Source organism: Shewanella scandinavica, from assembly GCF_031932065.1.
GTDB lineage: Bacteria > Pseudomonadota > Gammaproteobacteria > Enterobacterales > Shewanellaceae > Shewanella > Shewanella baltica.
Window position 1 is genome coordinate 20,106 of sequence record NZ_JAUOES010000020.1, and the last position, 24,865, is coordinate 44,970.

Consider the following 24,865-nt stretch of genomic DNA (forward strand, 5'->3'; position numbering starts at 1 on the left):
AGAACTAAATACCTAGCGTTAAATAGCGTCTATCAGCTTGCTTGGCGTCTTTGCATCACTTTTAATGCACACTTACACAGTTTACCTTTTAGAGCGGGACAGCCACCGCAGGGAGACTTTTTAAAAGGACGTAATGCAAAGCTGTGTTCTGTGGGTAAAGGAGTGAGCCGAGTAATCATAGTCGATGAAAATGTCGCATCATTAGCAGCAATAAACGTAGCCTTCGCTAGTTTTAACTGTTTCTTGAGTGCGGATTTATCGCTATGGGCAAATTCTTGTTGTGAAATATGTTTCGTGAGTAATTTGGTGAGGTGTTTGCGCTGAGCTTTTTTATTCGTCAAAGATTTATCAGTCAGGGTGTTCAGATGAGATAAGGATGGAATCGCTTTTCCTGAACTTGAAACAGATCTTGCCTGTGTTTTGAGTAACTTTTTAGCTTGTTTTTTACACCACTTGCTCAAAAGTTTATCGATATTCTGTTTCGTCATTGTCGTTACTGAATTCTGCAGCGTGAGATACTTCAATATTCTAAATGAAAACTATTATCAGTCAAGTTTTGGGCGAAAAATATACTAAGGTCAGGTGTCGGCTTTATCTGCGGAATAAGGGGATATGTTGGCGTCGATACAGGTCAATAATAAGCGTAAATCAAATTCAAACTGGTGATAATCCGGCTCCATATGAGTACACAAATTATAGAAAGCCTTGTTGTGATCTTTTTCTTTTAAATGGGCTAATTCATGTACCACGACCATACGCAATAAGGGTTCCGGTACACGCTTCAAACGTGAAGAGATGCGAATTTCGTTCTTAGCTTTGATTTTATTGCCTTGAACTCGCGCGACGTAGGAATGTAAGCCAAGTGCATGATGACTAATGTTAATTTTGTCATCAAAGATCACTTTTGAGAGCGGGGACGACTGGCGTAAAAATTGGTTTTTAATCGCTTGGGTGTAGTCGTACAGCGCTTTATCGCTGCGAACGCTATGTATGACAGGATGACGTTTCAACAGTAGCTTGGGTAATGTGCCAGCATCAAGATGTTGCTGTACCTGCTGTTGGATATCTGGGCTGTAACCGCTTAAGTATTTTAATGGATTCATAGGGAATTTGGCTCCGAATGACTTCGGAGCCTGAGTCATCGCATTACTTAAACTTTGCCGAAAATACGGCGATTTTGCTGGGCGTAAGCGGCTTCGAAAGCTAACTGCTGCACTTTTTTAAGATCTAAACTATCGAAATCAACCTGTGGTGGATTGCGCTTGTTTTGCTCTTTGATAGTGATAGGAGACAGTAAGCTGACAGGTAATTCACCTAATTGAATCGCTGCTTCAAGTTTAAAACTTGTGGCTGAGCCCGCCAACTTACCTTTTTGTTCACGTTCAATGATGACAACTTCATCAACTCGATAATCTTGCATAAGCTTATGAAAAGCAAAGTGAAACTCACGAATGGCTTCTGTGGTAGCAGATTGGGAAACGGTGAAAGACACCTTACGGCATTCTGGCACATTGAAGGTTTCACCTTCATAGCTCAATAAACTGATAATGGCTTCGCCACCTTTTAATTCAACACCACAAACTCTCATGTTACACCTTCAAAATATCGATAATAGCGCTATTGTAGCTGGAAATGACGTGAGGATCAGTGTTTACCCTGTGCTTTTGATTCGCTTGGCGACAGACTGATGCGCTTAGTGCGTCAATTCCCAGTATTCGATCAGCCAATGTGTTGTGTATCAGAAATAAAATCTGATGTTAAATCCACCGGCATGTATGCTTTAATTTGTTCTAAACTTCTTCTGTATCATTGTCTTGCAGTAAATTCGCCGCAGCAGGCTTTTTACGCATTGGTGCATCGCCAATGTCCACGCCCGTGATAAAACGCTTATCCCGTGAAGGCGCAGGTGTGGCTGCTTTAGTTCTTTTGCTCTTACCTTTAGCAAGCTCGGCTTTAGCAACACGTTTTGCTGGTGTCTGTTTGGCTTTGCTTTTTAGACCACTAAATTTAGCTTCTAGACCTGGAATCGTACTGATCTCAAAGGTCTTTCTAAGGAAGACTTGGACTTTCTTAAAGTTGTCCCAATCTTTAGGCCCGACGAGCGATATCGCATCACCTTTCGCCCCAGCACGGCCAGTACGGCCGATACGATGCACGTATTCTTCGGCAAATTTAGGCATGTCGAAGTTAACAACTAAGGACACATTGAGCAAATCAAGGCCACGAGAGGCGACATCGGTCGTCACTAGGACTTGTTGTTGGCCACGGGCAAATTGGTCCATGATTTGGTTGCGTGCGGCTTGCTTTAAATCACCGCTCAGTGCGGCGGTTGCAAAACCTTGCGCAGTTAATTTAGCGGCTAAGCGCTCTGTATCTGGGCGTGTCGCGGTAAAGATGATCACTTGCTTATGGGTTTCATCTTTGAGCAAACGGGCCAATAACGCTTCTTTATGGTCTAAGTGGTCACATAAAAAGATACGTTGGTGAATGTCGTTATGCTCAGAGTGAGCCGCGCCAATCGCTACGTGCGCTGGATTTTTTAACAGCGTTGCCGCGATATCATTGATTTCGTCATGATCTAATGTGGCAGAAAACATCAGCGTTTGACGACGTTTATGATCGGCAGCATCGTTGATGGCTTTTAACTGCGGGGCAAAGCCTAAATCTAACATACGGTCGGCTTCATCGAGCACGAGTAATTCTAAGCCATTTAGGAATAGATGTTTTTGCTCTAAATGATCGGCGATACGACCTGGCGTCGCGACAATGAAATGCGGCTCTTTCGCTAGGGCTTTAGCTTGATCGTTAAAGTTTTCACCGCCCAGAACGCTGATGGCTTTGTATTGGGTGTTGGCGACCAGCAAGCGAAGCTGACTATACACTTGATGTGCTAGTTCGCGGGTCGGTAATAAAATCAATACTCTAGGATCGCGTTTTGACAGTGAGCGGGTAGAAATGACTCTTTGCAATGCGGGTAACAAAAACGCTAAGGTTTTACCTGAGCCCGTTTTTGATGACGCCATTAAATCTTTACCTGCCAATGCGATAGGCAGTGCTTGTTCCTGGATGGCGGTGGGTTCTGTGATCCCCATATGTTTTATGCTTTGAAGCAGACGCTGGTCCAGAGAAAAATCGGTAAATTGCAAAGGTATATCCCCTAAATCTTAGTAAGGGCAGATTATAGCCTTAATCGCCCTAACTCAGCTATCCACATCGATGATTATCTCTGCTTCACGCATGGATTTATCGCGAAAGTGTGTCATTTACACTTAGTTGCCGGCATTTGTTTACATCGATGTTACAAGTGCTTAATTGCCTTGGCTTCACCAATTGACAGTGGATATGAAAGGATTTTACGTTATCGTGTAGTGGATTGAGTAACAGGAGAATGATTTATGGCTAACGGAACAACCCCTTCGGTTGGTATTGCCTTGGGCAGTGGCGCTGCGAAAGGTTGGGCGCACATTGGCGTGTTGAATGGTCTTGCCGCCATGGGGATCAAACCCGATAAAGTTGCGGGATGTTCGGTGGGCGCTTTAGTGGGCGCCGCGTACGCCCATGACCATTTACCTGAATTAGAAGAATGGGTTCGGAGTTTCTCGAGCTGGGACGTGCTTGGCTTGATGGACATTCGATGGCGTAAAGGCGGTCTTATCGGCGGTGATAAAGTATTTGATGTGCTGCAAGCTCGAATAGGGGATGTGAATATTGAGAACCTCAATCGTCCCTTTGCGGCGGTTGCGACCGACTTGTACTCCGGGCAGGAGATTTGGTTTACTGAAGGGGATTTACGTCAAGCGGTGCGCGCTTCTTGCTCTATGCCGGGGATTTTGGCGCCCGTGAGACAAGGTGACCGCTGGCTTGTCGATGGTGCTGTGGTGAATCCAGTGCCTGTTTCTGTCAGCCGTGCCATGGGCGTTGATGTGGTGATAGCCGTGGATTTATATGGTTATCATTCTGGTCGCATCCAAGTATTGCCGGTGAGCATGACGAGCCAAAAAAACGTTGAAGCTGAAATGGATATGCCTGCGCGACAAGAAACTGGATTTATGGATTTGTTTGCCCGTGGCCGAGATTATGTCAGCAATCTGACCGATAAGTTTTCACTTGGCACTAAATCGAATCCTGGCATGATTGCTGTAATGTCGCAATCTATGGGCATTTTAGAGCAAAGACATAAACGGGCGCGCTTGATGGGCGATCCGCCAGATATTTGTATTGTGCCTGAGGTTGGCAATATCGGCACTATGGAGTTTCACCGTGCCGATGAGGCGATTGCCGCTGGCGAGGCTGCTGTGGAGAAGGTGGCTCACTTGATTGAAGCTGCACTGTGGAAGGGCTAATCCGTTAAAAGATAAACAGTTGACTATCAAATAGAAAAAGTCGGTACAACTCGCGTTATACCGACTTTTTGCTATCTAAAACTGAGTCTTGCTATCTAAAACTGAGCATTTATGTCGCTTTGATGGCGAGTTACGCTAATTTCACCAACATTTTACCGCGATTCTTACCTTCAAACAGACCGATAAAGGCATCTGGTGCTTGTTCAAGCCCTTGATAAATGGTTTGTTCGGCTTTGACTTTACCTTCAGCTAACCATTGAGCCATTTTCACGGCAAACTCAGGATAATGCGCCCAATGTTCGGATACTATAAAACCTTCTAACTTAAGTTTACGCATCACTATCAGGGCCAAGTTGTCTGGACCAGATGTTGGCGCAGTGTCGTTGTACTGCGAAATCATACCGCAAACGGCGATACGTCCATGATCTTTCATATTGCTCAGCGCTGCGGCTAAATGCTCACCACCGACGTTTTCAAAGTACACATCAATCCCTTCTGGCGCGGCTTTTGTGAGCGCTTGGGTTAGAGTACCATAGGTTTTGTAATTGATGATGGCATCAACACCATAGCTTCGCAGCAATTCCGCTTTTTCGTCTGAACCCACAGAGGCGATTACGCGAGCCCCCATCAGTTTACCAATCTGGCAAGCAACACTGCCAACTGCGCCTGATGCGGCAGAAACAAACAGGGTTTCACCCGCTTTTAAATCTGCGATGCGAGTCAGTCCCGTCCACGCTGTCATGCCGGGCATACCCAGCACGCCGAGAAAATGTGAGCAGTCTAATTCGGTTTGCGGCAGAGCGGTCAGTCCAGTCGTATCGGTGACGGCGTGCTCGCGCCAACCTAACATGCTGCTGACTTTAGTGCCTATAGGGAAATCACTGTTTTTAGACGCGATAACTTCACCAATCGCGCCGCCTTCTAAGACTTGATTCAAGGCGAAGGGCGGAACATAACTCTTACGATCTACCATGCGGCCGCGCATATAAGGGTCGACCGACATCCACAGGTTTTTTATCAACACTTGGCCATCGGCGAGCGGTGATAAGGGTTTATTTACTAAAGCAAAGTTCTCTGCCGTAGGCATGCCTTCAGGGCGACTGGCTAAATGGATTTCACGGGTTTCGGTAATAGTGCTATTCATAGAAAATTAACCTTTTGTTTGTGCGCAAACTAACTGCGTCAACTTTACGTGGCTTCATGACACAATGCAAATACTTTGCGCGCAAACTAGATGCGATGGGGCGGATCGGATAAGATAGCGCTATGTTTGAATGACAGGCGCTTAAACGTGCAAAATTGTTTATCTCACCCAGAGCTCGGATCTAAAGAGCAGAGTCAAAACCCAGAGCCACATAACCCTGAGTCACAAAGCCTAGCGCCACAAAATTCAGAGGTACAGAACCCCGAGCCAAGTGATGCCCTGTGTTTATCCGACAATGTGTGCTTCGCGTTATATTCTGCGAGCAATGCCTTAGTGCGTGCTTATCGGCCTTTACTCGAGGCATACGAGTTAACTTTCCCTCAATATCTGGTGATGCAAACCCTGTGGCGTCAAAATGGCTGTAGCCAAACCCAGCTATCAATGGCGACTAAGCTCGATATGGGGACGCTAACGCCTATCGTTAAGCGGTTAGAGGTAAAAGGCTTGATCACGCGTTTGGCCTGCGTTGAAGATGAGCGGAAAAAATTGATCACTCTGACGGCTCTGGGAGAGGCGATTAAGCATGAAGCCCTAGCCTTGAAGCAAACCTTACTAAATAAAGTGCAGATGGATGCCGAGGCACTCGATTTGTTGAGGCGGCAATGTCTTGCCCTTATTGAAGATTTACAGTCCTAGAGATAAAGCTACTGGTGCTGTTCGCTACCCGAAAATTCAGGCTCTGCACAGATTAATACTTGATTGGCTTAGTTTTTGCTTTAAAACTTTCATTGAGTCTTAGACGCCGAATTTTTGACGATGAATTCTATTTTAAATGCCTTCAATCTTAATCGCAGCAGTACCAGTATCGCCGATGCCTATGGTGCCAATAGCCAAAAGACGAGTACGGCTAAAACCGATGCGACCACTGAGACCAAGAAAACTCAGACGGATGCCGCTAAACCCGACACTGGTAAAGCCGATGAGATAGCGCTGTCGCCACGGGCGCAACGTGCACAGAAAATTCAGTCGATGGCGAAGGATTTTTTTGCTGATGGCAAATTTGGTGTCGCCGATATTCCCGCATTAGTGTCACGTTTACAAAAAGACGGCATTTTATCGGACGTGCAACTCGACCGTTTATCGAAAAACGGTATTACAGTTCCGAGCACAACCACGCCGAGCAAGCAGTCGCTGCAAGATTTCTTAGATGATGAACTCAAATCATTAGCCAAAAAATCACCGAACAACCCCCTGATAAATACCTTGGTCGATGCAAAAAACGTTTTGACCAATATGGATGATGCTCAGTCGCCAGTGCTCGCTCAAAAAGCCACCAAAGTCCTTGGTCAATTAACGGATTATTTAAATTCCGAGCCACCACTAACGGATACCCAAAAGCAGCAATGGCAGGGGCTTAAATCTATGATGCAACTCGCTTCGTCTATGGGCTCGCATCAGTCGGCATCGGGCCAACTCAGTAGTTATCTCGCACTCGCTAAGCGTTAATCTTGAGTTATGGTGCTTGATCATCACTGATTTCAGGCATCAACTAGCTGGGTTTAATCAGCAGGTCAAGGCGCAATTTTCAGATAATTGGGCCTAGCTGCAGTTCTGGTTTGTTCTTTTATTTCATCCTAAAAACTATGATCTGGATCATGGACGCCTCACCGTCGTTGTAGCCTAATGCTCTACATATTGTGTTTTATGCTTTTAAAATCACTAGATGTAGTGTTAATTTTTAGGCGAGATGGAGAGGAACTGAACAATGCCAGTCGTAATTAAGCGTGATGGTTGCCGCACACCTTTTGATGAAACAAGGATACGGGATGCAGTGAATGCCGCTGCAAACTCAGTTGGGATAGAGGATGGCGACTATGCAGCGACAGTGGCAGCGTGTATCAGTCAAAGCGTTGCGACCTTAACCGAAGTTGATATCCATCATCTACAGGATGCGGTTGAGAATTTACTGATGGAAGGGCCGTATAAGTCCTTGGCGCGAGTTTATATCGAATACCGTCACGACAGAGATGTGTGCCGTGAAGCGACCAGTAAATTAAACCTCGAAATCCGTGGTTTAGTCGAGCAAAGTAATGCGGCGTTACTCAATGAAAATGCTAATAAAGATTCAAAAGTCATTCCTACTCAGCGGGATTTGCTCGCGGGTATAGTCGCCAAACATTACGCCAAAAGTCATATTTTGCCAAAGGATGTGGTCGCTGCCCATGAGGCGGGCGAGATCCATTACCACGACCTAGATTACTCGCCATTTTTCCCTATGTTTAACTGCATGTTGATTGATTTAGCTGGCATGTTGACCCACGGCTTTAAAATGGGTAATGCCGAAATTGAAACCCCAAAGTCTATTTCAACGGCGACAGCAGTGACCGCACAGATCATTGCCCAAGTGGCGAGCCATATCTATGGCGGCACAACTATTAATCGAATCGATGAAGTGTTAGCGCCATTTGTCGCTAAGAGCTACGACAAGCATTACCAAATCGCCCTGAATTGGAAGATTACCGACGCTAAAGCCTTCGCCACGGCGCAAACTGAAAAAGAATGTCACGATGCATTTCAGTCTTTGGAGTATGAGGTTAATACCTTGCATACCGCCAACGGCCAAACACCGTTCGTGACCTTTGGCTTTGGGTTAGGCACATCATGGGAATCCCGCTTAATTCAGCAATCTATGCTGAAAGTACGGATGGCGGGATTAGGTAAAAATCGCAAGACGGCAGTTTTCCCTAAGTTAGTGTTTGCGATTCGCGATGGCATTAATCACAAAGCTGGCGATTGCAATTACGATGTCAAACAGATGGCACTCAAATGCGCAACTATGCGCATGTATCCCGATATTCTCAATTACGAGCAAGTCGAGAAAGTCACAGGTTCATTTAAAACTCCAATGGGTTGCCGCAGCTTTTTAGGCACCTACGAGGAAAATGGCGAGCTCGTGCATGAAGGGCGCAATAATCTCGGAGTAGTGAGCTTAAACTTGCCGCGGATTGCCTTGGAAGCGAAGGGCGATGAAGCTGAATTTTATCGTCTTTTAGATGACAGATTAGTCTTAGCCCGCAAAGCGTTGGATACGCGTATCGAGCGACTCAATGGCGTTAAAGCCCGCGTGGCACCAATCCTCTATATGGAAGGGGCCTGTGGTGTGCGCTTGCGCGCCGATGATGATGTTTCTCAAATTTTTAAAAATGGTCGCGCGTCGATTTCACTCGGTTACATTGGCCTGCATGAAACCATGAATGCACTCTATGGCACCCAAACCCACGTATTTGACGATGCACAATTAAGGGACAAAGCCGTCGCTATTGTTGCCTATCTTAAAGCCGCCACGGATGCGTGGAAGGCTGAAACAGGTTATGGCTTTAGTCTGTATAGCACGCCAAGTGAGAGTCTCTGCAGCCGTTTTTGCAAACTGGATGCGAAGCAATTTGGCCTAGTCACAGGGGTGACGGACAAGGGCTATTACACTAATAGTTTCCACCTTGATGTGGAAAAAAGTGTAAATCCTTACGATAAAATTGATTTTGAACAGCCATATCCCGCTATCGCTAACGGTGGCTTTATTTGTTATGGCGAATATCCAAACATGCAGCATAACCTCGAAGCGCTGGAAAACGTGTGGGATTATAGTTATAGCCGCGTGCCTTACTATGGCACTAACACGCCAATTGATGAATGCTACGACTGTGGCTTTACTGGCGAATTTAGCTGTACCAGTAAAGGGTTCACTTGCCCTAAGTGCGGCAACCATGAGCCAAGTCGGGTGTCAGTGACGCGCCGAGTGTGCGGTTACTTAGGCAGCCCAGATGCGCGGCCCTTTAATTATGGTAAACAGGAAGAAGTAAAACGTAGGATCAAACACTTGTAACACTATTATTTTATTCTGCTTGTTAGACTTATTCCGTGGCATCACGTGGCATCAATAGTGCCATGGGATAAGTCCCAATGTTAAAAGATGAAATGCACTATGAAGTACTATCAATGAATTACCATCAATATTTCCCTATCGATGTGGTCAATGGCCCTGGCACCCGTGCGACCTTGTTTGTCTCTGGCTGCGAGCACCAGTGCCGTGGTTGTTACAACCAAAGCACGTGGGATCCCCGTTCTGGGCATGTATTTGATAGAACGATGGAAGATAGGATGATTGCCGATCTCAATGACAAGCGGATTGTGCGCCGTGGTTTGTCGCTCTCGGGGGGCGATCCTCTATTGCCCGTCAATCTCAGTGCCATTTTGGCGCTCGTCAAACGAGTCAAGGCAGAGTGTAAGGGGAAAGATATTTGGCTGTGGACGGGTTATGTGCTCGATGAGTTGAGTGATGAACAGCGCGCCGTGTTGGCCTATATTGATGTGCTGGTGGATGGCAAATTTGAACAAAGTCTTGCCGATCCAAGTCTCGTATTTCGCGGTAGCAGCAATCAGATCATTCGTTTGTTATAAAAGCGGTAACGAGGATCTGTAACTTGCTGCTATAATCTCAGGCCTTGACACAGACGCTAGCATAATCAGGCTAAGATTTTACTGTGGCTAACTTAGGTAATTTAAGGTAACAGAATGAATTTAAAGCAAGAACTGCAGCAGCTTAACGATAAATTAGATAAATTTCGTCGTAAACTTGCTGCGGCTGAACAAAGAGGCGATGACGTCATTATTGCCCAGTTCAAGCGCGAAATCGCTGCAGTCACTAAGCAAATTGGCAGTGTGAAAGGCCAACAAACCCGCTTATTGAATAAGCAAGGTTCAGATATCAAAGGTTTGCCTTTCCATCGCGCTTTGACTAAAGAAGAACAAGCGGACATGGGCAAACTGAAAAAGTCTGTCAAAGGTCTTGTGGTGATCCACCCTATGACGGCTATCGGCCGTGAAATGGGGCTTAAGGAAGTCACTGGATACGCGCCCGCAAAATTTTAATGTGGGTTAGGCTGTCACTGACACGGGATCGAGTGTCGATCGCGTGTTTGTGCGCCTAGTACTTTATGCACAGCTTCGTTTTAATCCATTCCTTCGTGCTGCCCATCGAAAATGACATTCATGTTTGGTTTAGTTGATTAAAACACTAAAGTATTTCTTGATTGTTCAAAAACACTTTAGAATAGTGCGCTTAGTTGGCTAAGTGCCTAATCCTCGTTTGTTTCTAGGGATCTTATTCGTCTCATGGAATGAGAGTTGTCGTTAAGGTTAAGTATGTCGATAAAATATGTCGCGACGTCAAAGTTACCCACTCCTTGGGGCGTGTTTGCCATGCATGGTTTTGAAGATACAGAATCAGGCAAAGAGCATGTTGCGCTCACATTCGGTACGCTCAGTGCGGATGAACCTGTGTTGGGTCGAATTCATTCCGAGTGTTTAACTGGCGATGCGTTATTTAGCTTACGTTGTGACTGTGGTTTTCAGTTACAAGCGGCGATGCAAAATATTGCAGAAACGGGCAGTGGCTTTATCCTCTATTTGCGCCAAGAAGGCCGTGGCATTGGTTTGTTGAATAAAATTCGCGCCTACGAGCTGCAAGATAAAGGTGCCAACACAGTTGAAGCTAACGAGCAACTGGGCTTCGAAGCCGATATGCGTAAATACGACATGATCAAACCTATGCTGGAACAGATAGGCGTGAAGCATGTGCGTTTGATGACCAATAACCCTCGTAAAGTGAAAGCGATGAAGGAGTTTGGCATCGAAGTGGTTGAGCGCGTACCGCTGCAAGTTGGTAAGAATCGTTACAACGAAGCCTACTTAAAAACCAAATCCACTGAGCTTGGACACATGATGTCTGAATATCATTTTATGGATGAAAATAAGTAGCTTTGTATTTATGATGGGTCGACCGATTGAGTCAGAAATGAGTAAGGTTTAAGTCAATTGAGCCATTTTTTCAGTCGGTTGCCATTATGTTTGTCGTTAACTTGCTTAGTATTTCTGAGCATTATTCCTGCCGTTTTCGCCAATAGTGTATCCCCCGCCAATACGTTTACACCTGCGACACTTACATCGGCGTCTCAAGCAAATGATGCTGGCGTGCCTATCGATCCTGTTTCTATCAGTCATGTGCCTAGCAGTAATGCCAATGGCAGCAATCCGATTGAGTCGAGTAGTAATCCCAATTCTGTTTATGCCTTTGGTAGTTATCTCGGCACTGGTGTGTATCGCGCCGCCAACCAAAATGCGACCGTGGTCAGTATTCCGTTAAGTTTTGATTTAAAGAAAGATAGCGGAAGCCAGACTTGGTTACGTTTACCTATCTCCTTTGGCTTTTTTGATTATTTAGCCAAAGATATCACCGAAGGCGAGTTACCGTCGTCGATAGGCACTATGACCATTACCCCAGGTTTTGAGCACCACTGGCAGGCGAGCGAAAACACTCGAATGGAAGGGTATTTAGATATCGGTTTTGGTACTAACTTCGATAAAAACGATAACGTTGCCATTATCGCCTCTGGGATCAGTAGCTTGTATGATTTTACCCTAGCTGGGCAAGATGCGGTGTGGGTGTCGAGATTACGTTTCGCTGGGTACAGTGAGCACTATGGCAAGTTTGCCGATCAATTTGCGGTGTTACAAACTGGCGTGGATTTAGGATTAGCGCCGCGGTGGCAATGGTGGGATCTGCAGGTGCAACCAAGGATCTTTGCTGTGGGTTATTGGTATTTCAATGAGCTCAGATTTATCAGCGAGATAGAGCAAGATACCATAGTTTCAGGCAGTTATGAGGCTGGTTTTTCCCTCGCGTTTTCTAAGCCCCTTGGGGGCGAATTGCTGGGTGTTGATCGTATTGGATTCAGCTATCGCCGTGGCGATGGCTTGAACATTTGGCGTTTGATGTTCAGTTTTCCTATCTAAGTAGGGTCAACTAGACGGCTTGAATATATAAACCGCTTGAACATGTCGATGTTGTGAACATGGGTTAACTTAGCACAGGATTATCACCGCTTAATTTAAGCCGATTCCTTTTTTTGGGCTTCGCGCATCTTCTTCTCAGTCAAGGTTGCTATCTGACTACTCAGCTGCATTATTTGTTCTTGGATCATCTTACGTTGCTGATCTGCGGTCTCTGAGTCATCATTTTCAAGCTTGGCCAACATTTCTTGGAGTGCCTTGATTTGCTCTTTTATTTTTTGGATCTGCTGATCAATTAACGTCATGGGTTCTTCTGATGAGGCATTGTCGACTTCATTCTTTTTGGCTGAGGCTTTGTCTCTTAAGGTTGCGCCCACATCTGCGGATAAAGCTGCGCGGCCCGCATTAGAAATGGAGACAGTGTCTTGGCTATTTTGTGAGTCAGCGGACTCACTATTCGCTGTTTGTGTTGCGGCTGGTGTCGCTGCGATATATGCGCTTGATATGGCGGTGAAAGCTGAGCCAGTTGCGCTACTGTTTATTCCATTAATGTTCATTTAACACTCCATTGATGCAAACTGCGTTGATACTCAAGTCACTATAACAGTCGGTATCGGCCATAGATTTGAAAACTGAAGTCAATTTTTGGTTGTTCAGCTAAAAAGAGTGCAAGCTATTGGTTCAAAATCGATAAGTGAGTGCTATTCGCCGCAAATAGATTAAGGCTGTAGGTGAGTACAAATAGGTTAATGAAAATAGATCCGCATCAGGTTAATCACGACAATACAGCCCTTATGCTAGGGCTGTTTACGTTTTATGGCAGCAGAGGCGAGGATTAATTGTTACCCCAAATATGGCTGTTTACTGTGCCATCTGAGCTGGATTTATCGCTTTTAGCCGGCTTTTCAGGAGCGGTTTTAGTGGGCTTTTTAGTCGCGATTTTTGCCGCAGGCTTTTTAGCGGTTTGACTCGCTTCGGCTTTAGGTGGCGGTAACGGTAATTTGTTGGCTCTTAAATAAAGATATTCGACTTTATCCCGCGCCCACTCTGTTTTTCTTAAAAAACGTAAACTGGATTTGATGCTGGGATCGTGGGTAAAACAGCGGATATTAATTCTCTCACCTAATTCTTCCCAGCCGTATTTCTCGACTAAGTAAGTGATGATCGTTTCCAGTTTAATGCCGTGGAGCGGGTTATTCGATTGATTCATATTATGCATGTTGCAGTGTGCTATGGCGGGAGTATAGCAGTTTTGTATGCCTGATACAGTGTGCAATGGTATCGAGTCAAGCTTGAATACCTTGCTCGCTCACACCAGAGTCTGCAGTTATTGGTGGAGCAGTATGATCAAAACAGGCGCAATAAAGCGCCTGTTTTAGCTTGGTCATTCGGACTGTTTTATGAGTCTTTGACTGTTTCTTTAAGCTCAGTTTCTACCGGTAAATCAATCTCACCTTTACCTTTGGTTTTAACAATCAACAGCGCTGTAATCACTAAGGTGGTGACCACGCCTGCTATGGTTGATACCGTCATCGGTAAGCCTGCACCTAAGGTTGACGAGTTCAGCAGGAAGGTGATGACCACTGTGGTCATAAACATCGCTGGAATAGTCGCAATCCAATGCAGTTTGTTATGGCGTAACAGGTAAGCCGAAGCCGTCCACAGCATTAATACCGCGGTGGTTTGGTTTGCCACACCGAAGTAGCGCCAAATGACACCAAAATCCACTTGAGTCAACATACCGCCGATAACAAACAGTGGGAGAGCTAACACTAAGCGTTTTGGCAGTGAGATTTGTGGCATGTTGAAAAATTCAGCCAGAATCAAACGCGCAGATCGGAAAGCCGTATCACCTGAAGTAATCGGCAGAATAATTACACCTAGGATAGCCATAAAGCCACCGACAGCGCCTAACAGACCAGTAGAAGCCTCATAGACCACGTTGGCTGGGTTGCCTGACATGCCCGCACTTAAGCCTTCAACACCGCCGAAGTATGACAATGCAATCGCACACCAAAGCAGCGCAATAATGCCTTCGCCAATCATGGCGCCAAAGAAGACGAAGCGACCATTGGTTTCGTTTTCAACGCAGCGTGCCATTAATGGTGATTGCGTTGCATGGAAACCTGATACCGCGCCACAGGCGATGGTGATGAATAGCGCAGGCCAAAGTGGCATGTCATTTGGATTTAAGTTTTGGAAGAAATCGCCCGCTTGTACGTTAGGCAGTAAGGTGTGCTCGCTTGATAGGATAATCGCGAAAGCCAGACCGAACGACATGAAGAACAGTAAAGCGCCAAAGAAGGGGTACAGACGACCGATAATTTTATCGACTGGCACCACAGTTGCAATCAGGTAGTAGACGAAGATAATGCCCACAAAGATACTGACGTCCCAACCGGTAAGCTTGCCCAGTAAACCTGCAGGCGCAGAGATAAAGACCACACCAACCAGCAATAACAGCACGATAGCAAACACGTTCATGAAGTGTTTGGCACTCTTTCCTAAATATTTACCCGCAAGGTTTGGCACAGATTGGCCACCGTTACGTACTGACAACATGCCAGAAAAGTAGTCATGCACAGCACCCGCAAAGATACAGCCAACCACAATCCACAACATAGCTGCAGGACCATAGAGTGCACCTAAGATAGGACCAAAGATTGGGCCTACGCCTGCGATGTTTAATAATTGAATTAAATAGACTTTACCCTTAGACATAGGCACAAAGTCGACGCCATCAGTTTGAGCGAAAGCGGGTGTTTGACGATTAGCGTTAATGCCGAAGACTTTCTCGACAAAGGCGCCATAGATAAAGTAGCCGCCGATCAGCAGACCGACACAGAGTAGGAACCACATCATTTTTGTTATCTCCCCATTTGAGTTCTGGCGAGTGTAAACAAGTTGTTGATATAAAACTTCGCAATCTCAATGAGTGGTCGAAAATGCAGGGTGAGCGGTAATAGGTGGGCTTGAGTGGTTGCAATCGTATGTTAACGGCGGGTGTTGTTGGCCATCTTATGGTTAAAAACATGCCGTTAAGATGGCTTTTTCTTGAGTTATTGGAAGCCGAACAGCTGTTTAAGGCTCTTAAGATAACGCCGTGAGACGGGCACTTTATCCCCTGAGTGGGTGGTGACTTCGGCGCCCGTGTCTAACAGCTCAATTTCGGCAATCGCCTTAGGTGAAATCAAATACTGCCGATGGCAGCGCACCAGTGGGGTTTTTTCTTCAAACACTTTTAAGGTCAATTGGGTATGGACTTTGCCTTTCGTACTGGCCACATGGATGCCGCTCAAATCACTGAACACATATTCCACATCTTGGATTGCAATCACCTTGAGTTTATTGCCGCTGTAACAGGGAATATGTTCCAGACGCTTTGGGGTAATGGGATCCATGATTTGAGGCGTCAGATTTTTACGCACCCGAGTGAGGGTTTTACTGAGTCTCTCGGCATCTATCGGTTTAAGCAAATAATCGAAGGCATGGTTATCGAAGGCCTTGACGGCAAATTCGTCGTAAGCGGTAACAAACACAATTTTTGGCATGTTATCGGGGTCGAGCATAGCGATAAGTTCCATGCCCGAAATGCGCGGCATTTGGATATCGAGAAAAATTAACTGAGGTTTTTCTTTGGCTATGCTTTGCAACGCCTCAATGGCATTAGCGCATTGACCAACAATTTCAATGTCGTGTTCTTGCCCCAAAAGATCGGCTAATTCTTCACGAGCAAACAGTTCATCATCAACAATTAAACAAGTGATCACGTGCGGGTGTCCATATTGGATATCTCAGGGTTTTCTATGGGTAATCTTATGGTGACACGAGTCAATTCATCGGCTTCGCATTCCACAGTGACACCATATTGCTCGCCAAAAATATTTTGAATGCGTTTATGCACTAAGTTCATCCCTAGGCCTTCAGAGCCCTCAACGGGCTGATATAATCCGGCATTGTCTGTGACTTCTAATTCCAGCACATCATTTTCGAGCTTGCCCGTCACTTTGATCTGCCCTTGCTCTATCATGTGCGAAGTACCGTGCTTTACCGCATTCTCAATAATCGGCTGCAGGGTAAAGGCCGGTACTTTGCAGTGGTAGAGTGATTCAGGTATCGCGATACTGACTTGTAATTTATCAATAAAACGCGCTTTTTCAATGGTGAGATAGGACGCGATGTGATCTAGCTCATCCCCAAGCGTCACTAAGCCTGTCGTTCGCTTCAAATTAATCCGTAAAAATTGAGATAACTGCTGCAGCAATTGCTTAGACATATCGGGATCGCGCTTGATAATCGCGCTAATGGTATTGAGTGCATTGAACAGAAAGTGTGGATTAACCTGCGCTTGCAGTAATTTTAATTCGGCTTGAGTCAGCAGATTTTGTTGTTGCTCAAACCGGCCATAAAGAATTTGGTTTGATAACAGACGGGCAATACCTTCACCTAAGGTGCGGTTAATATTCAAAAAAAGTTTATTTTTCGGCTCGTAGAGTTTGATGGTACCAATGACTTCGGTATCACTGCGCAGCGGGATCACAAGACTCGACCCTAAGCGGCAGTTGCTTGAAATAGAACATGAATAGGGCATTTCAACGCCATCGGCGAACATGACTTTATTTTGATTGATCGCCTCTAAGGTGATCTTGGAAGAAATTGGCGTACCAGGCAGATGATGATCGGCACCTATGCCAATAAAAGCCAACAGTTTTTCCCTGTCTGTGATGGCTACTGCGCCTACATTAGTTTCTTCGATAACGATTTGGGCCACACGGCTGCTGCTTTCTTCGTTAAATCCTTTTGATAGCAGTCCGACACTGCGCTCGGCTATCTTTAACGCCTTCGTTGAAAAACTGGAGGAAAGTTTATCGAACATGGTTTTTTGGTCGCGGATCATGCTCATAAAGAGTGCCGCTCCCACGGAGTTGACTAACAGCATGGGCGGCGCGATTTGGCGCACTAATTCCCACGCATCATCGAAGGGGCGAGCGACCAGTAAGATGATGCTCATTTGCATCATTTCGGCATAAAAAGTCACTAGGCACACGAGTAATGGATTGTAAATAAGCTCACTTTTATCCGCACGTCTTAAATAAAAGCTGATCATCCCGGCGGATAAGCCTTCTAAGGTGGTGGAAATGGCGCAGGCTATTTCAGTAAAGCCGCCCATACTGTAGCGGTGAAGGCCACCGGTTAGTCCTACCAGAAAACCAGTAACTGGGCCGCCTAATAATCCACCTAATACAGCGCCCATAGCACGGGTGTTGGCAATAGCGCCTGATGTTTGCTCACCAAAATAGGTGGCCATGATGCAGAAACTCGAAAAAATCAGATACATAAAAATCTTATGCGGCAGACGAGGGGAGGTTTCGGCAAACAGTTTAAACAGCGGCGTTTTACTGACTAAGTAAACGATCACTAAGTACAGCGACATCTGTTGGGTCAATAATAGGATCAAGGACATAATGGCTCACATTATCGTCACAGATGTCAGCGCAGTGGTATCAATTAGAAAGTCTGTGCGCGAGATCAGGGTTCAAATTTAACCGTTAGGATATAAAGAACAATAATATTGCATCTTTAGGAGGACATATGTCCAATTCTGTTCACGGTCATGATGTTATGGCGCTGATGGTAGCGCAAGGTACCGCTATTATAAAGCCTGAATTATTATCCCTAATGGGACAAAAGTTTGGCTTTGCGGCTCGATACCACACCTGTAGTGCCGCCGATCTTAGTGCTGAAGCATTAATTCAGTTACTCGTAGCGAAAGGTAAGTTCCATGAAACGCCCCAAGGCATTGAACTGGCCGCGGGGAGAAAGTGTGAGCATTAATAGATTGTGGCTATACATATTTTGGCAATCGCGTAACTGTTTAAGAGAACAGATGCGTAATACAAAATCATTAGAGTGTGGAGACGTTTGCTCATAGAAAGACATTGAGCGTGACCGAATATTACCGTTTGGCTTTATCGGCTTAGAAGTTTAGGTTTCGTCGTGGCGTTTATTGGCAATTTGGTTCTGCTGCGCGGGTGTGAGTTGGCTAAACTCATGGATTAAAATACGCAGCAAGCGAGATTTTGCAATGCTGGTGGATTTCGATAAGTCATCGAGCTGGGCAATACTCTTTTCTGTCAGGGTAAAAGTCGCGTGGCGATACATCTTAGTCGACTTTTTATCTAAGCCCTTAACTGTCGCTTGAGTCTGAGCCGCGGCTAATAAACTCGCCTTACCTAAGGCGTAGTTATTGGCATCTTCAATGAAATCATCGACAGAAACCGGCTTGATGATTTGCTTAGGTTTCTTACGTTTAAGATCAGTTAAGCTCATAGCTATTTTCTGGTGGCATAGCAAATAATTCATCCGCTATAGCGCGGATCTCATCGGCGGCTTTTCCATCGGGTTCGATTTCGACCACAGAGGAGCCTTTTTCTTCACTGTCATCATAAATATTTCGACAAAAGGTGACGGAGTTCAACACTCTTAATCCAAAGGATTGCACCACATCTTTAGCCTCTAAAATACGCTTAAATTGTGTAGGAAGCGCAGGGCATTGGGTTAGCACTATGGTGGCGATCATTTTAGGATTCACCATCTTACAAGTGCTGAGCATGTCTTCCATGTGGGGTAATGTTTTAAGATCGCGTCTTTTAGGTCTGAGGGGGATCACAACATAAGTGGCTACCGACATGGCTGCGCGCATGGCCAAGTTATCCTGACCACCACAGTCAACAATCACGTAATCAAAACGCTCATTGAGGCTGAGTAAATCATTGCGAATTTTGCCATAAAGCTGAATGCAATTAATGCTGGGCAGACTGGGATCATTATTTCTCGCTTGGATCCAATCTGAAGTTGTGCGCTGGGGATCACAATCGACCATAAGGACGTTTGCTTGAAATTTTTGCTTGATATAAACGGCTAGATTTTGAGCGAGGCAACTTTTTCCGCTACCACCTTTTTCACCACCCACCAGCAAGATCATAGTGACGCCCCTTAATGACTTGTTCAATCCATTGAGTGTAGAACAGACCCATTAAACCTGCGAAAATTAAGTTAAATTAAAGCAGTTGCATGGCAATGTGGTAACTTTGGTCGTGGCATTTCGCGCAGCGGCAGACTTGTCCTTTGACGGTATTTTGCTGGGTAGAATCGGGATTAAAGGTCACTTCGATGAGTTCGCCCAGTGCAAAGGGACGTTTATAATCGAATAAAATACCGCGTCTGGCTAAGTCGATACACACGCCTTCATCGGTTTGCTTTGTGCCTTGTGCATCAATCCAATGTAAGACGACACGCTCCGCTTCCATGTCCACTCGCAGTGATGTGCGTTTTTCTTCAAAACCAGTAGTATGGTCACCCATAACTCAATTGCCCCGTAAATTATTGATCTCAGTAAAACTAGCATAATTGCTTTTTGGCAGAATACCAATGTGAAAGCTAGGTCTTTGATAATAGTTTTAAAACGAGGACAGCAGGTGCTATTGAATTCGTCTTCAATAGCACCAACTCAGGTGCTTGATTAATTGTCGTATTCTTGGTTTTTCGGATAGGGCATTTTTAATTGACCCCAACGAATGACGATCACAGTTGCCGCTAAAATTAACGTCGACAGTGATATCGCAGCAATACGCCAATCTTCCATACTCTTCATATCTAAAATGAGGTAACGAGCTAAGGCCACAATTGCGATATACAGTGGCATACGCACGGGTAACTTACCTGATTCATAGTAGTTCGCCACCATGGCTAAGACTTCTAGGAAAATAAATAACAGGAGTAAATCCGCTAGTGCAACCATACGGACAGAGACAATATGCACAATTTCTTGGCCTATCGCGACGATAGTGGCAATGGCAATAATAAACAGAACTAAGTGTTCTACAGCTTTGAGGCTCTTAGAACCATATTGGTGATAAAATGGCATGGGCATTCCCTACTTGATGTTTTTTTAAATAGTAACAGTAAAAATCAGCTTGTAGGGAAAAGCGCAGTTATGCTGTGTGACTTAATTCACAGATATGTTCAATCTACATTTAAGTGCCAAATTCAGTATTAACATGTCCTAACCAGGTCGACCATCAATTCTGGCTTGGCACAACATAGGCCCATAGCAGATACAGAAACAGCCGAAGGCGATGACCCAAGATGTTATGGCGGCCAGCAGTAATGATGCCGACCATAGCGGGATTATCCCTGCTAATACTCGAAACACTGCCGCAAGCAGGATTAACCCAAAGGCATACTTCATTATGCTTGGCGGTTGCAGTGTTCGGCCCGTATGGCCTAACGAAACCCGCGCCATCATAGCTAAAATCATCCCAGCTAACCCACCAACCGTTATCGCGTGCATACCAACGGATATGGGGAAACCTAAGCTAATCAGTGCTAAACCAATTGGGATACACACATAGCTAAGATGCAGCGACCAGAGCAAAGGTACGCGCCAGCAGGCATGCCAACCCCAGCGATGCCAGCGCAGCAGTAAAACGATACTCGCAATCCCTGCCATACTACGGAGCAATATTTGCTCTTGTAGGATCAAGCTAATGACTAATCCAAAGAGACTGATAAAGCTCAGCCATTCGAGCACTGGAATCGCAGTTTGACGCTGCCATTGGGTGGCGCGCTCGGTGAAAAAAGGGATCACTCGGCCACCTAAGAGTGCGACTATGATGCTGATTAACGCAACCGCACTATATAAGCCTATGTTTATCCATTCAAATTGATTTGTTAAAACGCCGTAGTAACTCAGTGCATTCATTAGGGTGAGCAAGGTGAGAATGGGGATAAACACAAAGTTTCGCCATTGACGAACGCGGATCACTGCTTGGGCGAGTATTAACGCCGTTAGCGGCAAAAATAGTAAGTCGATAAACATGATGAGCGTAAAGGGAATCGCTAGCGGCATGAGTAATAATAGCCGTGGCAATAACCACACACTGAACAACCCTAACAACCAAGTTCCTTTAATTCCAGCTTGGCCTGTCCAGTTTTGCACTGCCGTTAGTAAAAAGCCCGCGACCACGGCGCAGACAAATCCAAAAATCATTTCGTGACCGTGCCACCAAAGTGGATTAACGGATTGCGGCAACAGATTGATCCCTGAAAGAAAACCTCCCCAGATCCCTAATGCCAATACGCTGAATAAACTCGCAAACAGGAAAAAAGGCCGAAAGCCTAATCTAAATAAGGCGATTTGTGGTTGTAAATGTGCGGGCTCATCAATATTCAACATAATTGGCTCTTGAGTATCTGACTAAATCTGTCGGATATTTTAAGCTGCAATTAAAATGAATGTATATATCCCAATATGAGTATTCCTGGTGCGGCGTCTGTTTAAGACGCAATCTAGTCTGCACAGATGGCGCTCAACATGAGAAACGACAATCTCTAGCGTGAAAGGAGTGAGCGCGCGACAGACGTTAAAACGACAGGATGTAAAGCGAGTGGAAGAAGAGCGATTTGGGGGCACATTAGGTCATGAAGAATAAGCTAAGATATTGAACCGCTTATACTGTTACTAAGGTTAATTAGCTTTTGGCTAAAACTGCATCAGCATAAGCGGTGGGAAAGGCGAGGTTATTTATTCTTACGTTTTTGCCACTTAAACATAATCGAATATTTCCACAGATTATTAATCAATAAATAACCCACTGCGGAAAAAATTACCCCGAGCACAAGGCATCCCAGTAAAAACGCCGGACCTATGGTGGCAAGGGAGGCTTCAATCCATTGCCAACTGGCTTCGAAGGCAAAATCTTGCGGCGCATGGCCGAGTATCTTAGCGCCGAGTAAATACGCGCCATAAAACATCACTGGCATAGTTAAGGGATTGGTTATCCAGACTAATGCGACAGAAACGGGAATATTAACGTTAAATAGAATGGCAAAAGCCGCAGCCACTACCATCTGAAATGGCATAGGGATCCAGGCGACAAATAATCCCACTGCGAATGCGCCAGGAGCGGATTTGCGATTTAGCGCCCACAAATTGGGATTATGTAATAAGCGTCCAAACATGCGTAAGTGTTTATGCTCACGCAAGGTTTCAGGCTTAGGCATAAATCTTTTGATTAATTTTTTTGGCATAGGCTGAAATTGCTGTCTTAACTTAATTCACTATGAATCGATTCATGTTTGGCTTTAGTGCCATCTTGTTATCAGCGATGTTGTGGCCTTCGCTGCCGCCAGTCAGTTATATACCCTACCTTGCTGTTGGGGCGTTAATTTTATACCGAAAAATCCCTGTCTGCGCAGGTGGACTCTTTGCAATGGCATGGCTAACTGGTTTTTGCTTAGGATTATCTAGGCAGGATCTTCCAGTGTTACAACAACCTATACAGGTTAGGGGCGAAATCATATCACTAGTTAGTCGAAACAGCGACTGGCTAAGTTTGGATATATCGGTCATTAAACCAAATTTAATCTTAGGGCCAAATGCAAAATTGCGACTCACGTGGAAAGATCCGCCAGAAGTCGATGTCGGTCAGGTTTGGCAGTTTACCTTGATGCCTAAGCGTATTGCTAGCGTGTTAAATCAAGGTGGCTACAACGAGCAGAAACAATTAATCAGCCAACATGTTGTCGGTAAAGGGCGAGTGATAGAGGCACATTTACTGGAGGTTTCACCTTCACTGCGTAACGAGCTGATAAGCGCATTGACGCCTGAATTAGCCTCTTTGCCGCAAGGTGATATTTTACTCGCCTTGCTTATGGGTGATAAGCAGTTGATCACAAAAGCACGTTGGCAAGCACTACGGCAGACGGGTACGGGTCATTTAGTGGCGATCTCCGGCTTGCATCTCTCAGTCGTCGCAGCATGGATTTACACATGCCTTTTTTTTGGATTGAGTCACTTACTGCCACATCAAAGTCGACGTAATATCACCCTTGCTTTAGTCGCTGCGGGCATAGGCGCCGCATTTTATGCCTATCTTGCTGGCTTTGGTATTTCGACTCAGCGGGCATTGGTGATGATTCTGCTGTTAATGCTGTTGAGTTTATTAAAGCGATTTTCTACCGCGTGGGAGCGCTTGTTATTTGCCCTGTTCATTGTATTGCTGCTTGATCCGCTCGCTTGTTTAAGTGCGGGATTTTGGCTGTCGTTTTGTGCCTTAGGCATCATCTTATACACCTTAGAAATCCAACCAAGGGCATTTACCCCAGCGTCGACTCGAGGGGCACGTTTACGCACAGGGATGATACAGTTTTGGGCAATCCAATGGCGCTTGAGTCTCGGGCTTGGATTACTGCAAGCGGCACTCTTTGGCGGTGTGAGTATACACAGTCTGTGGATGAACATCTTGGCAGTTCCTTGGTTTAGCTTTGTAGTGATCCCCTTAGCAATGGCGGGATTTGTCTGCTGGTGGCTTGGAACTACGTTTGGGTTCTCTTGGTTGGGACTGCTTCGCCTCAGTGATTGGAGTTTATCGCCCTATGCGCAGTTGCTTGATATCAGTCAGCAATTACCCGCCCATTGGTTAGCACTCTCTGACAGCCTATTAGCCTTAGGAGTCTGCACGTTCGTTGGTGGTGTGTTATGGCGCTATGTGCCTAAGCATAAAAACAATATTGCTTGGCTAAGCCTATTGAGTTTGTTGTTTATGCCCGTATTACTTTTTTGTATGACGCTGTGGTCTCCCGTGCAAACCCATCGATGGGTCATGCATTTACTCGATGTGGGCCAAGGTTTAGCCGTGGTGATTGAAAAAAATGGCAGGGGAGTCATCTATGACACGGGCGCCGCCTTTGGTGATGATTTCAGTTATGCGGAGCGGGTGATATTACCTTTCCTAAAAGCCAAAGGCATCCAAGAGATTGATTATATTGTTATCAGCCATAGCGATAACGATCATGCAGGCGGTGCGCCTGTCTTGATGGAGGCTTATCCCAAGGCTTTGGTGATCACAGATGTGGCTGGCTTTAGCGGCCAAGATTGCCGTCCAAGGCAGATTCAATGGCAAGGATTGCGCCTTAACTTACTCTCGCCGCCTCAAGTGCTGGCGGGCAATAATGGCTCCTGTGTGGTGCGCATTGATGATGGCCTGCAAAGTCTGCTACTCACCGGGGACATTGAAAAACAAACCGAAGCAGCACTATTACGTAGTGAATTAAGTGTAAGCCGTGAGCTGAGTGTGAGCGGTGATCTAAGCGTGAACGGTGATCTAAGTGACTTAAACGAGTTACAAAGCGACGTGCTGGTGGCGCCGCACCATGGCAGCAAAACCTCGTCGACAGAGGCCTTTATCGATGCCGTAGCCCCTAAGTTAGTGCTTTTCCCTGCGGGTTTTGCTAATCGTTATGGTTTTCCTAAATCCACTGTGGTTGAACGGTATCAGCGACGAGAGATAAGGAGTCTGACCACAGGGACTGAAGGGCAGATTAGTGTGATTTTTCAGCAGTCTGAGTTAGAGGTAAAGACCTATCGTGGTGATTTAGCGCCATTTTGGTACAACTCTCTGTTTAGATTTGGTGACTTGATTAATCCAGAGTAGAATGCCTACTTTGCCATAATTTAGTGTTATCA

Annotated in this window: 26 protein-coding genes; 10 read left to right on the forward strand and 16 right to left on the reverse strand. The window is 45.5% G+C overall.

All coding sequences use genetic code 11. From position 1 onward, the window contains the following. Window positions 1-32: 32 nt before the first annotated feature. The 4 genes from Q4Q50_RS16200 to Q4Q50_RS16215 form a co-directional block, all read right to left on the reverse strand. Window positions 33-488, reverse strand: coding sequence for a hypothetical protein (locus tag Q4Q50_RS16200; RefSeq protein WP_107947071.1), 456 nt, complete (start codon window positions 486-488; stop codon window positions 33-35). A gap of 90 nt (window positions 489-578) precedes the next feature. Then, window positions 579-1,103, reverse strand: a complete 525-nt coding sequence (locus Q4Q50_RS16205; RefSeq protein WP_006081173.1) for a M48 family metallopeptidase — start codon at window positions 1,101-1,103, stop codon at window positions 579-581. A gap of 47 nt (window positions 1,104-1,150) precedes the next feature. After that, window positions 1,151-1,588, reverse strand: a complete 438-nt coding sequence (locus Q4Q50_RS16210) for a DUF3010 family protein (protein ID WP_311900209.1) — start codon at window positions 1,586-1,588, stop codon at window positions 1,151-1,153. A 202-nt stretch (window positions 1,589-1,790) separates the two neighbouring features. Continuing rightward, window positions 1,791-3,146, reverse strand: a complete 1,356-nt coding sequence (locus tag Q4Q50_RS16215; protein ID WP_311900211.1) for a DEAD/DEAH box helicase — start codon at window positions 3,144-3,146, stop codon at window positions 1,791-1,793. Window positions 3,147-3,395: 249 nt separating this feature from the next. Between Q4Q50_RS16215 and rssA the strand changes: the two genes are divergently transcribed. Continuing rightward, window positions 3,396-4,343 (forward strand): patatin-like phospholipase RssA, encoded by a 948-nt coding sequence (gene rssA / locus Q4Q50_RS16220; RefSeq protein ID WP_311900213.1) that lies wholly within the window; start codon window positions 3,396-3,398, stop codon window positions 4,341-4,343. A gap of 130 nt (window positions 4,344-4,473) precedes the next feature. Here rssA and Q4Q50_RS16225 read toward each other — a convergent pair whose 3' ends face one another. Next, window positions 4,474-5,487 (reverse strand): NADP-dependent oxidoreductase, encoded by a 1,014-nt coding sequence (locus Q4Q50_RS16225; protein WP_311900214.1) that lies wholly within the window; start codon window positions 5,485-5,487, stop codon window positions 4,474-4,476. 147 nt (window positions 5,488-5,634) lie between these two features. Here Q4Q50_RS16225 and Q4Q50_RS16230 point away from each other — a divergent pair, with 147 nt between their 5' ends. The 7 genes from Q4Q50_RS16230 to Q4Q50_RS16260 all read left to right on the forward strand — a co-directional run bounded on the left by Q4Q50_RS16230 (window position 5,635) and on the right by Q4Q50_RS16260 (window position 12,339). Beyond that, entirely contained in the window at window positions 5,635-6,183 is a 549-nt protein-coding gene (locus Q4Q50_RS16230; RefSeq protein ID WP_311900216.1) for a MarR family winged helix-turn-helix transcriptional regulator, read from the forward strand. A gap of 120 nt (window positions 6,184-6,303) precedes the next feature. After that, window positions 6,304-6,993, forward strand: a complete 690-nt coding sequence (locus Q4Q50_RS16235; protein ID WP_311900218.1) for a hypothetical protein — start codon at window positions 6,304-6,306, stop codon at window positions 6,991-6,993. Window positions 6,994-7,252: 259 nt separating this feature from the next. Beyond that, window positions 7,253-9,370 (forward strand): anaerobic ribonucleoside-triphosphate reductase, encoded by a 2,118-nt coding sequence (gene nrdD / locus Q4Q50_RS16240; RefSeq protein WP_012088841.1) that lies wholly within the window; start codon window positions 7,253-7,255, stop codon window positions 9,368-9,370. Window positions 9,371-9,483: 113 nt separating this feature from the next. Further along, a complete protein-coding gene (nrdG, locus tag Q4Q50_RS16245; protein WP_037392846.1) occupies window positions 9,484-9,945 on the forward strand; it encodes an anaerobic ribonucleoside-triphosphate reductase-activating protein in 462 nt (153 codons plus the stop codon). Window positions 9,946-10,059: 114 nt separating this feature from the next. Next, on the forward strand, window positions 10,060-10,416 hold the full coding sequence (locus Q4Q50_RS16250; RefSeq protein WP_107947079.1) for a YibL family ribosome-associated protein: 357 nt from the start codon (window positions 10,060-10,062) through the stop codon (window positions 10,414-10,416). Window positions 10,417-10,689: 273 nt separating this feature from the next. After that, window positions 10,690-11,304, forward strand: coding sequence for a GTP cyclohydrolase II (gene ribA, locus Q4Q50_RS16255; protein ID WP_006087423.1), 615 nt, complete (start codon window positions 10,690-10,692; stop codon window positions 11,302-11,304). A gap of 57 nt (window positions 11,305-11,361) precedes the next feature. Beyond that, a complete protein-coding gene (locus Q4Q50_RS16260) occupies window positions 11,362-12,339 on the forward strand; it encodes a hypothetical protein (protein ID WP_311900220.1) in 978 nt (325 codons plus the stop codon). Window positions 12,340-12,434: 95 nt separating this feature from the next. On the opposite strand, the gene Q4Q50_RS16265 is transcribed toward Q4Q50_RS16260, so the two are convergent. The 5 genes from Q4Q50_RS16265 to Q4Q50_RS16285 all read right to left on the reverse strand — a co-directional run bounded on the left by Q4Q50_RS16265 (window position 12,435) and on the right by Q4Q50_RS16285 (window position 17,800). Further along, complete coding sequence (locus Q4Q50_RS16265) at window positions 12,435-12,893, reverse strand: FlxA-like family protein (protein ID WP_311900222.1); 459 nt, start codon at window positions 12,891-12,893, stop codon at window positions 12,435-12,437. A 278-nt stretch (window positions 12,894-13,171) separates the two neighbouring features. Beyond that, entirely contained in the window at window positions 13,172-13,555 is a 384-nt protein-coding gene (locus Q4Q50_RS16270) for a VF530 family DNA-binding protein (RefSeq protein WP_311900223.1), read from the reverse strand. Window positions 13,556-13,734: 179 nt separating this feature from the next. Beyond that, window positions 13,735-15,198, reverse strand: a complete 1,464-nt coding sequence (locus tag Q4Q50_RS16275; RefSeq protein WP_006087427.1) for a carbon starvation CstA family protein — start codon at window positions 15,196-15,198, stop codon at window positions 13,735-13,737. 197 nt (window positions 15,199-15,395) lie between these two features. After that, window positions 15,396-16,106: a two-component system response regulator BtsR gene (btsR, locus tag Q4Q50_RS16280; protein WP_006081188.1), complete on the reverse strand. Its 711-nt coding sequence runs from the start codon at window positions 16,104-16,106 to the stop codon at window positions 15,396-15,398. Further along, window positions 16,103-17,800, reverse strand: a complete 1,698-nt coding sequence (locus Q4Q50_RS16285; protein WP_311891462.1) for a LytS/YhcK type 5TM receptor domain-containing protein — start codon at window positions 17,798-17,800, stop codon at window positions 16,103-16,105. Before Q4Q50_RS16285 ends, btsR begins: the two co-directional genes overlap by 4 nt. A 128-nt stretch (window positions 17,801-17,928) precedes the next feature. Between Q4Q50_RS16285 and Q4Q50_RS16290 the strand changes: the two genes are divergently transcribed. After that, window positions 17,929-18,171 (forward strand): YecH family metal-binding protein, encoded by a 243-nt coding sequence (locus Q4Q50_RS16290; RefSeq protein ID WP_106650190.1) that lies wholly within the window; start codon window positions 17,929-17,931, stop codon window positions 18,169-18,171. Between the two features lie 150 nt (window positions 18,172-18,321). On the opposite strand, the gene Q4Q50_RS16295 is transcribed toward Q4Q50_RS16290, so the two are convergent. The 6 genes from Q4Q50_RS16295 to Q4Q50_RS16320 all read right to left on the reverse strand — a co-directional run bounded on the left by Q4Q50_RS16295 (window position 18,322) and on the right by Q4Q50_RS16320 (window position 22,428). Beyond that, window positions 18,322-18,666, reverse strand: coding sequence for a ribbon-helix-helix domain-containing protein (locus Q4Q50_RS16295; RefSeq protein WP_106650191.1), 345 nt, complete (start codon window positions 18,664-18,666; stop codon window positions 18,322-18,324). Further along, the gene (locus Q4Q50_RS16300) at window positions 18,653-19,321 is read right to left on the reverse strand and encodes an AAA family ATPase (protein ID WP_106650192.1); all 669 of its coding nucleotides are present in this window, start codon (window positions 19,319-19,321) and stop codon (window positions 18,653-18,655) included. The genes Q4Q50_RS16295 and Q4Q50_RS16300 overlap by 14 nt, the downstream gene beginning before the upstream one ends. A 76-nt stretch (window positions 19,322-19,397) precedes the next feature. Beyond that, window positions 19,398-19,700: a PilZ domain-containing protein gene (locus Q4Q50_RS16305; protein WP_259543140.1), complete on the reverse strand. Its 303-nt coding sequence runs from the start codon at window positions 19,698-19,700 to the stop codon at window positions 19,398-19,400. A gap of 158 nt (window positions 19,701-19,858) precedes the next feature. Beyond that, the gene (locus Q4Q50_RS16310) at window positions 19,859-20,263 is read right to left on the reverse strand and encodes a phosphate-starvation-inducible protein PsiE (RefSeq protein ID WP_106650194.1); all 405 of its coding nucleotides are present in this window, start codon (window positions 20,261-20,263) and stop codon (window positions 19,859-19,861) included. A gap of 138 nt (window positions 20,264-20,401) precedes the next feature. Beyond that, on the reverse strand, window positions 20,402-21,574 hold the full coding sequence (locus Q4Q50_RS16315) for an NnrS family protein (RefSeq protein ID WP_311891461.1): 1,173 nt from the start codon (window positions 21,572-21,574) through the stop codon (window positions 20,402-20,404). Window positions 21,575-21,918: 344 nt separating this feature from the next. After that, window positions 21,919-22,428: a DUF2062 domain-containing protein gene (locus Q4Q50_RS16320; RefSeq protein WP_006087434.1), complete on the reverse strand. Its 510-nt coding sequence runs from the start codon at window positions 22,426-22,428 to the stop codon at window positions 21,919-21,921. A gap of 32 nt (window positions 22,429-22,460) precedes the next feature. Between Q4Q50_RS16320 and Q4Q50_RS16325 the strand changes: the two genes are divergently transcribed. After that, window positions 22,461-24,833, forward strand: a complete 2,373-nt coding sequence (locus Q4Q50_RS16325; RefSeq protein WP_311900225.1) for a DNA internalization-related competence protein ComEC/Rec2 — start codon at window positions 22,461-22,463, stop codon at window positions 24,831-24,833. Window positions 24,834-24,865: the final 32 nt, after the last annotated feature.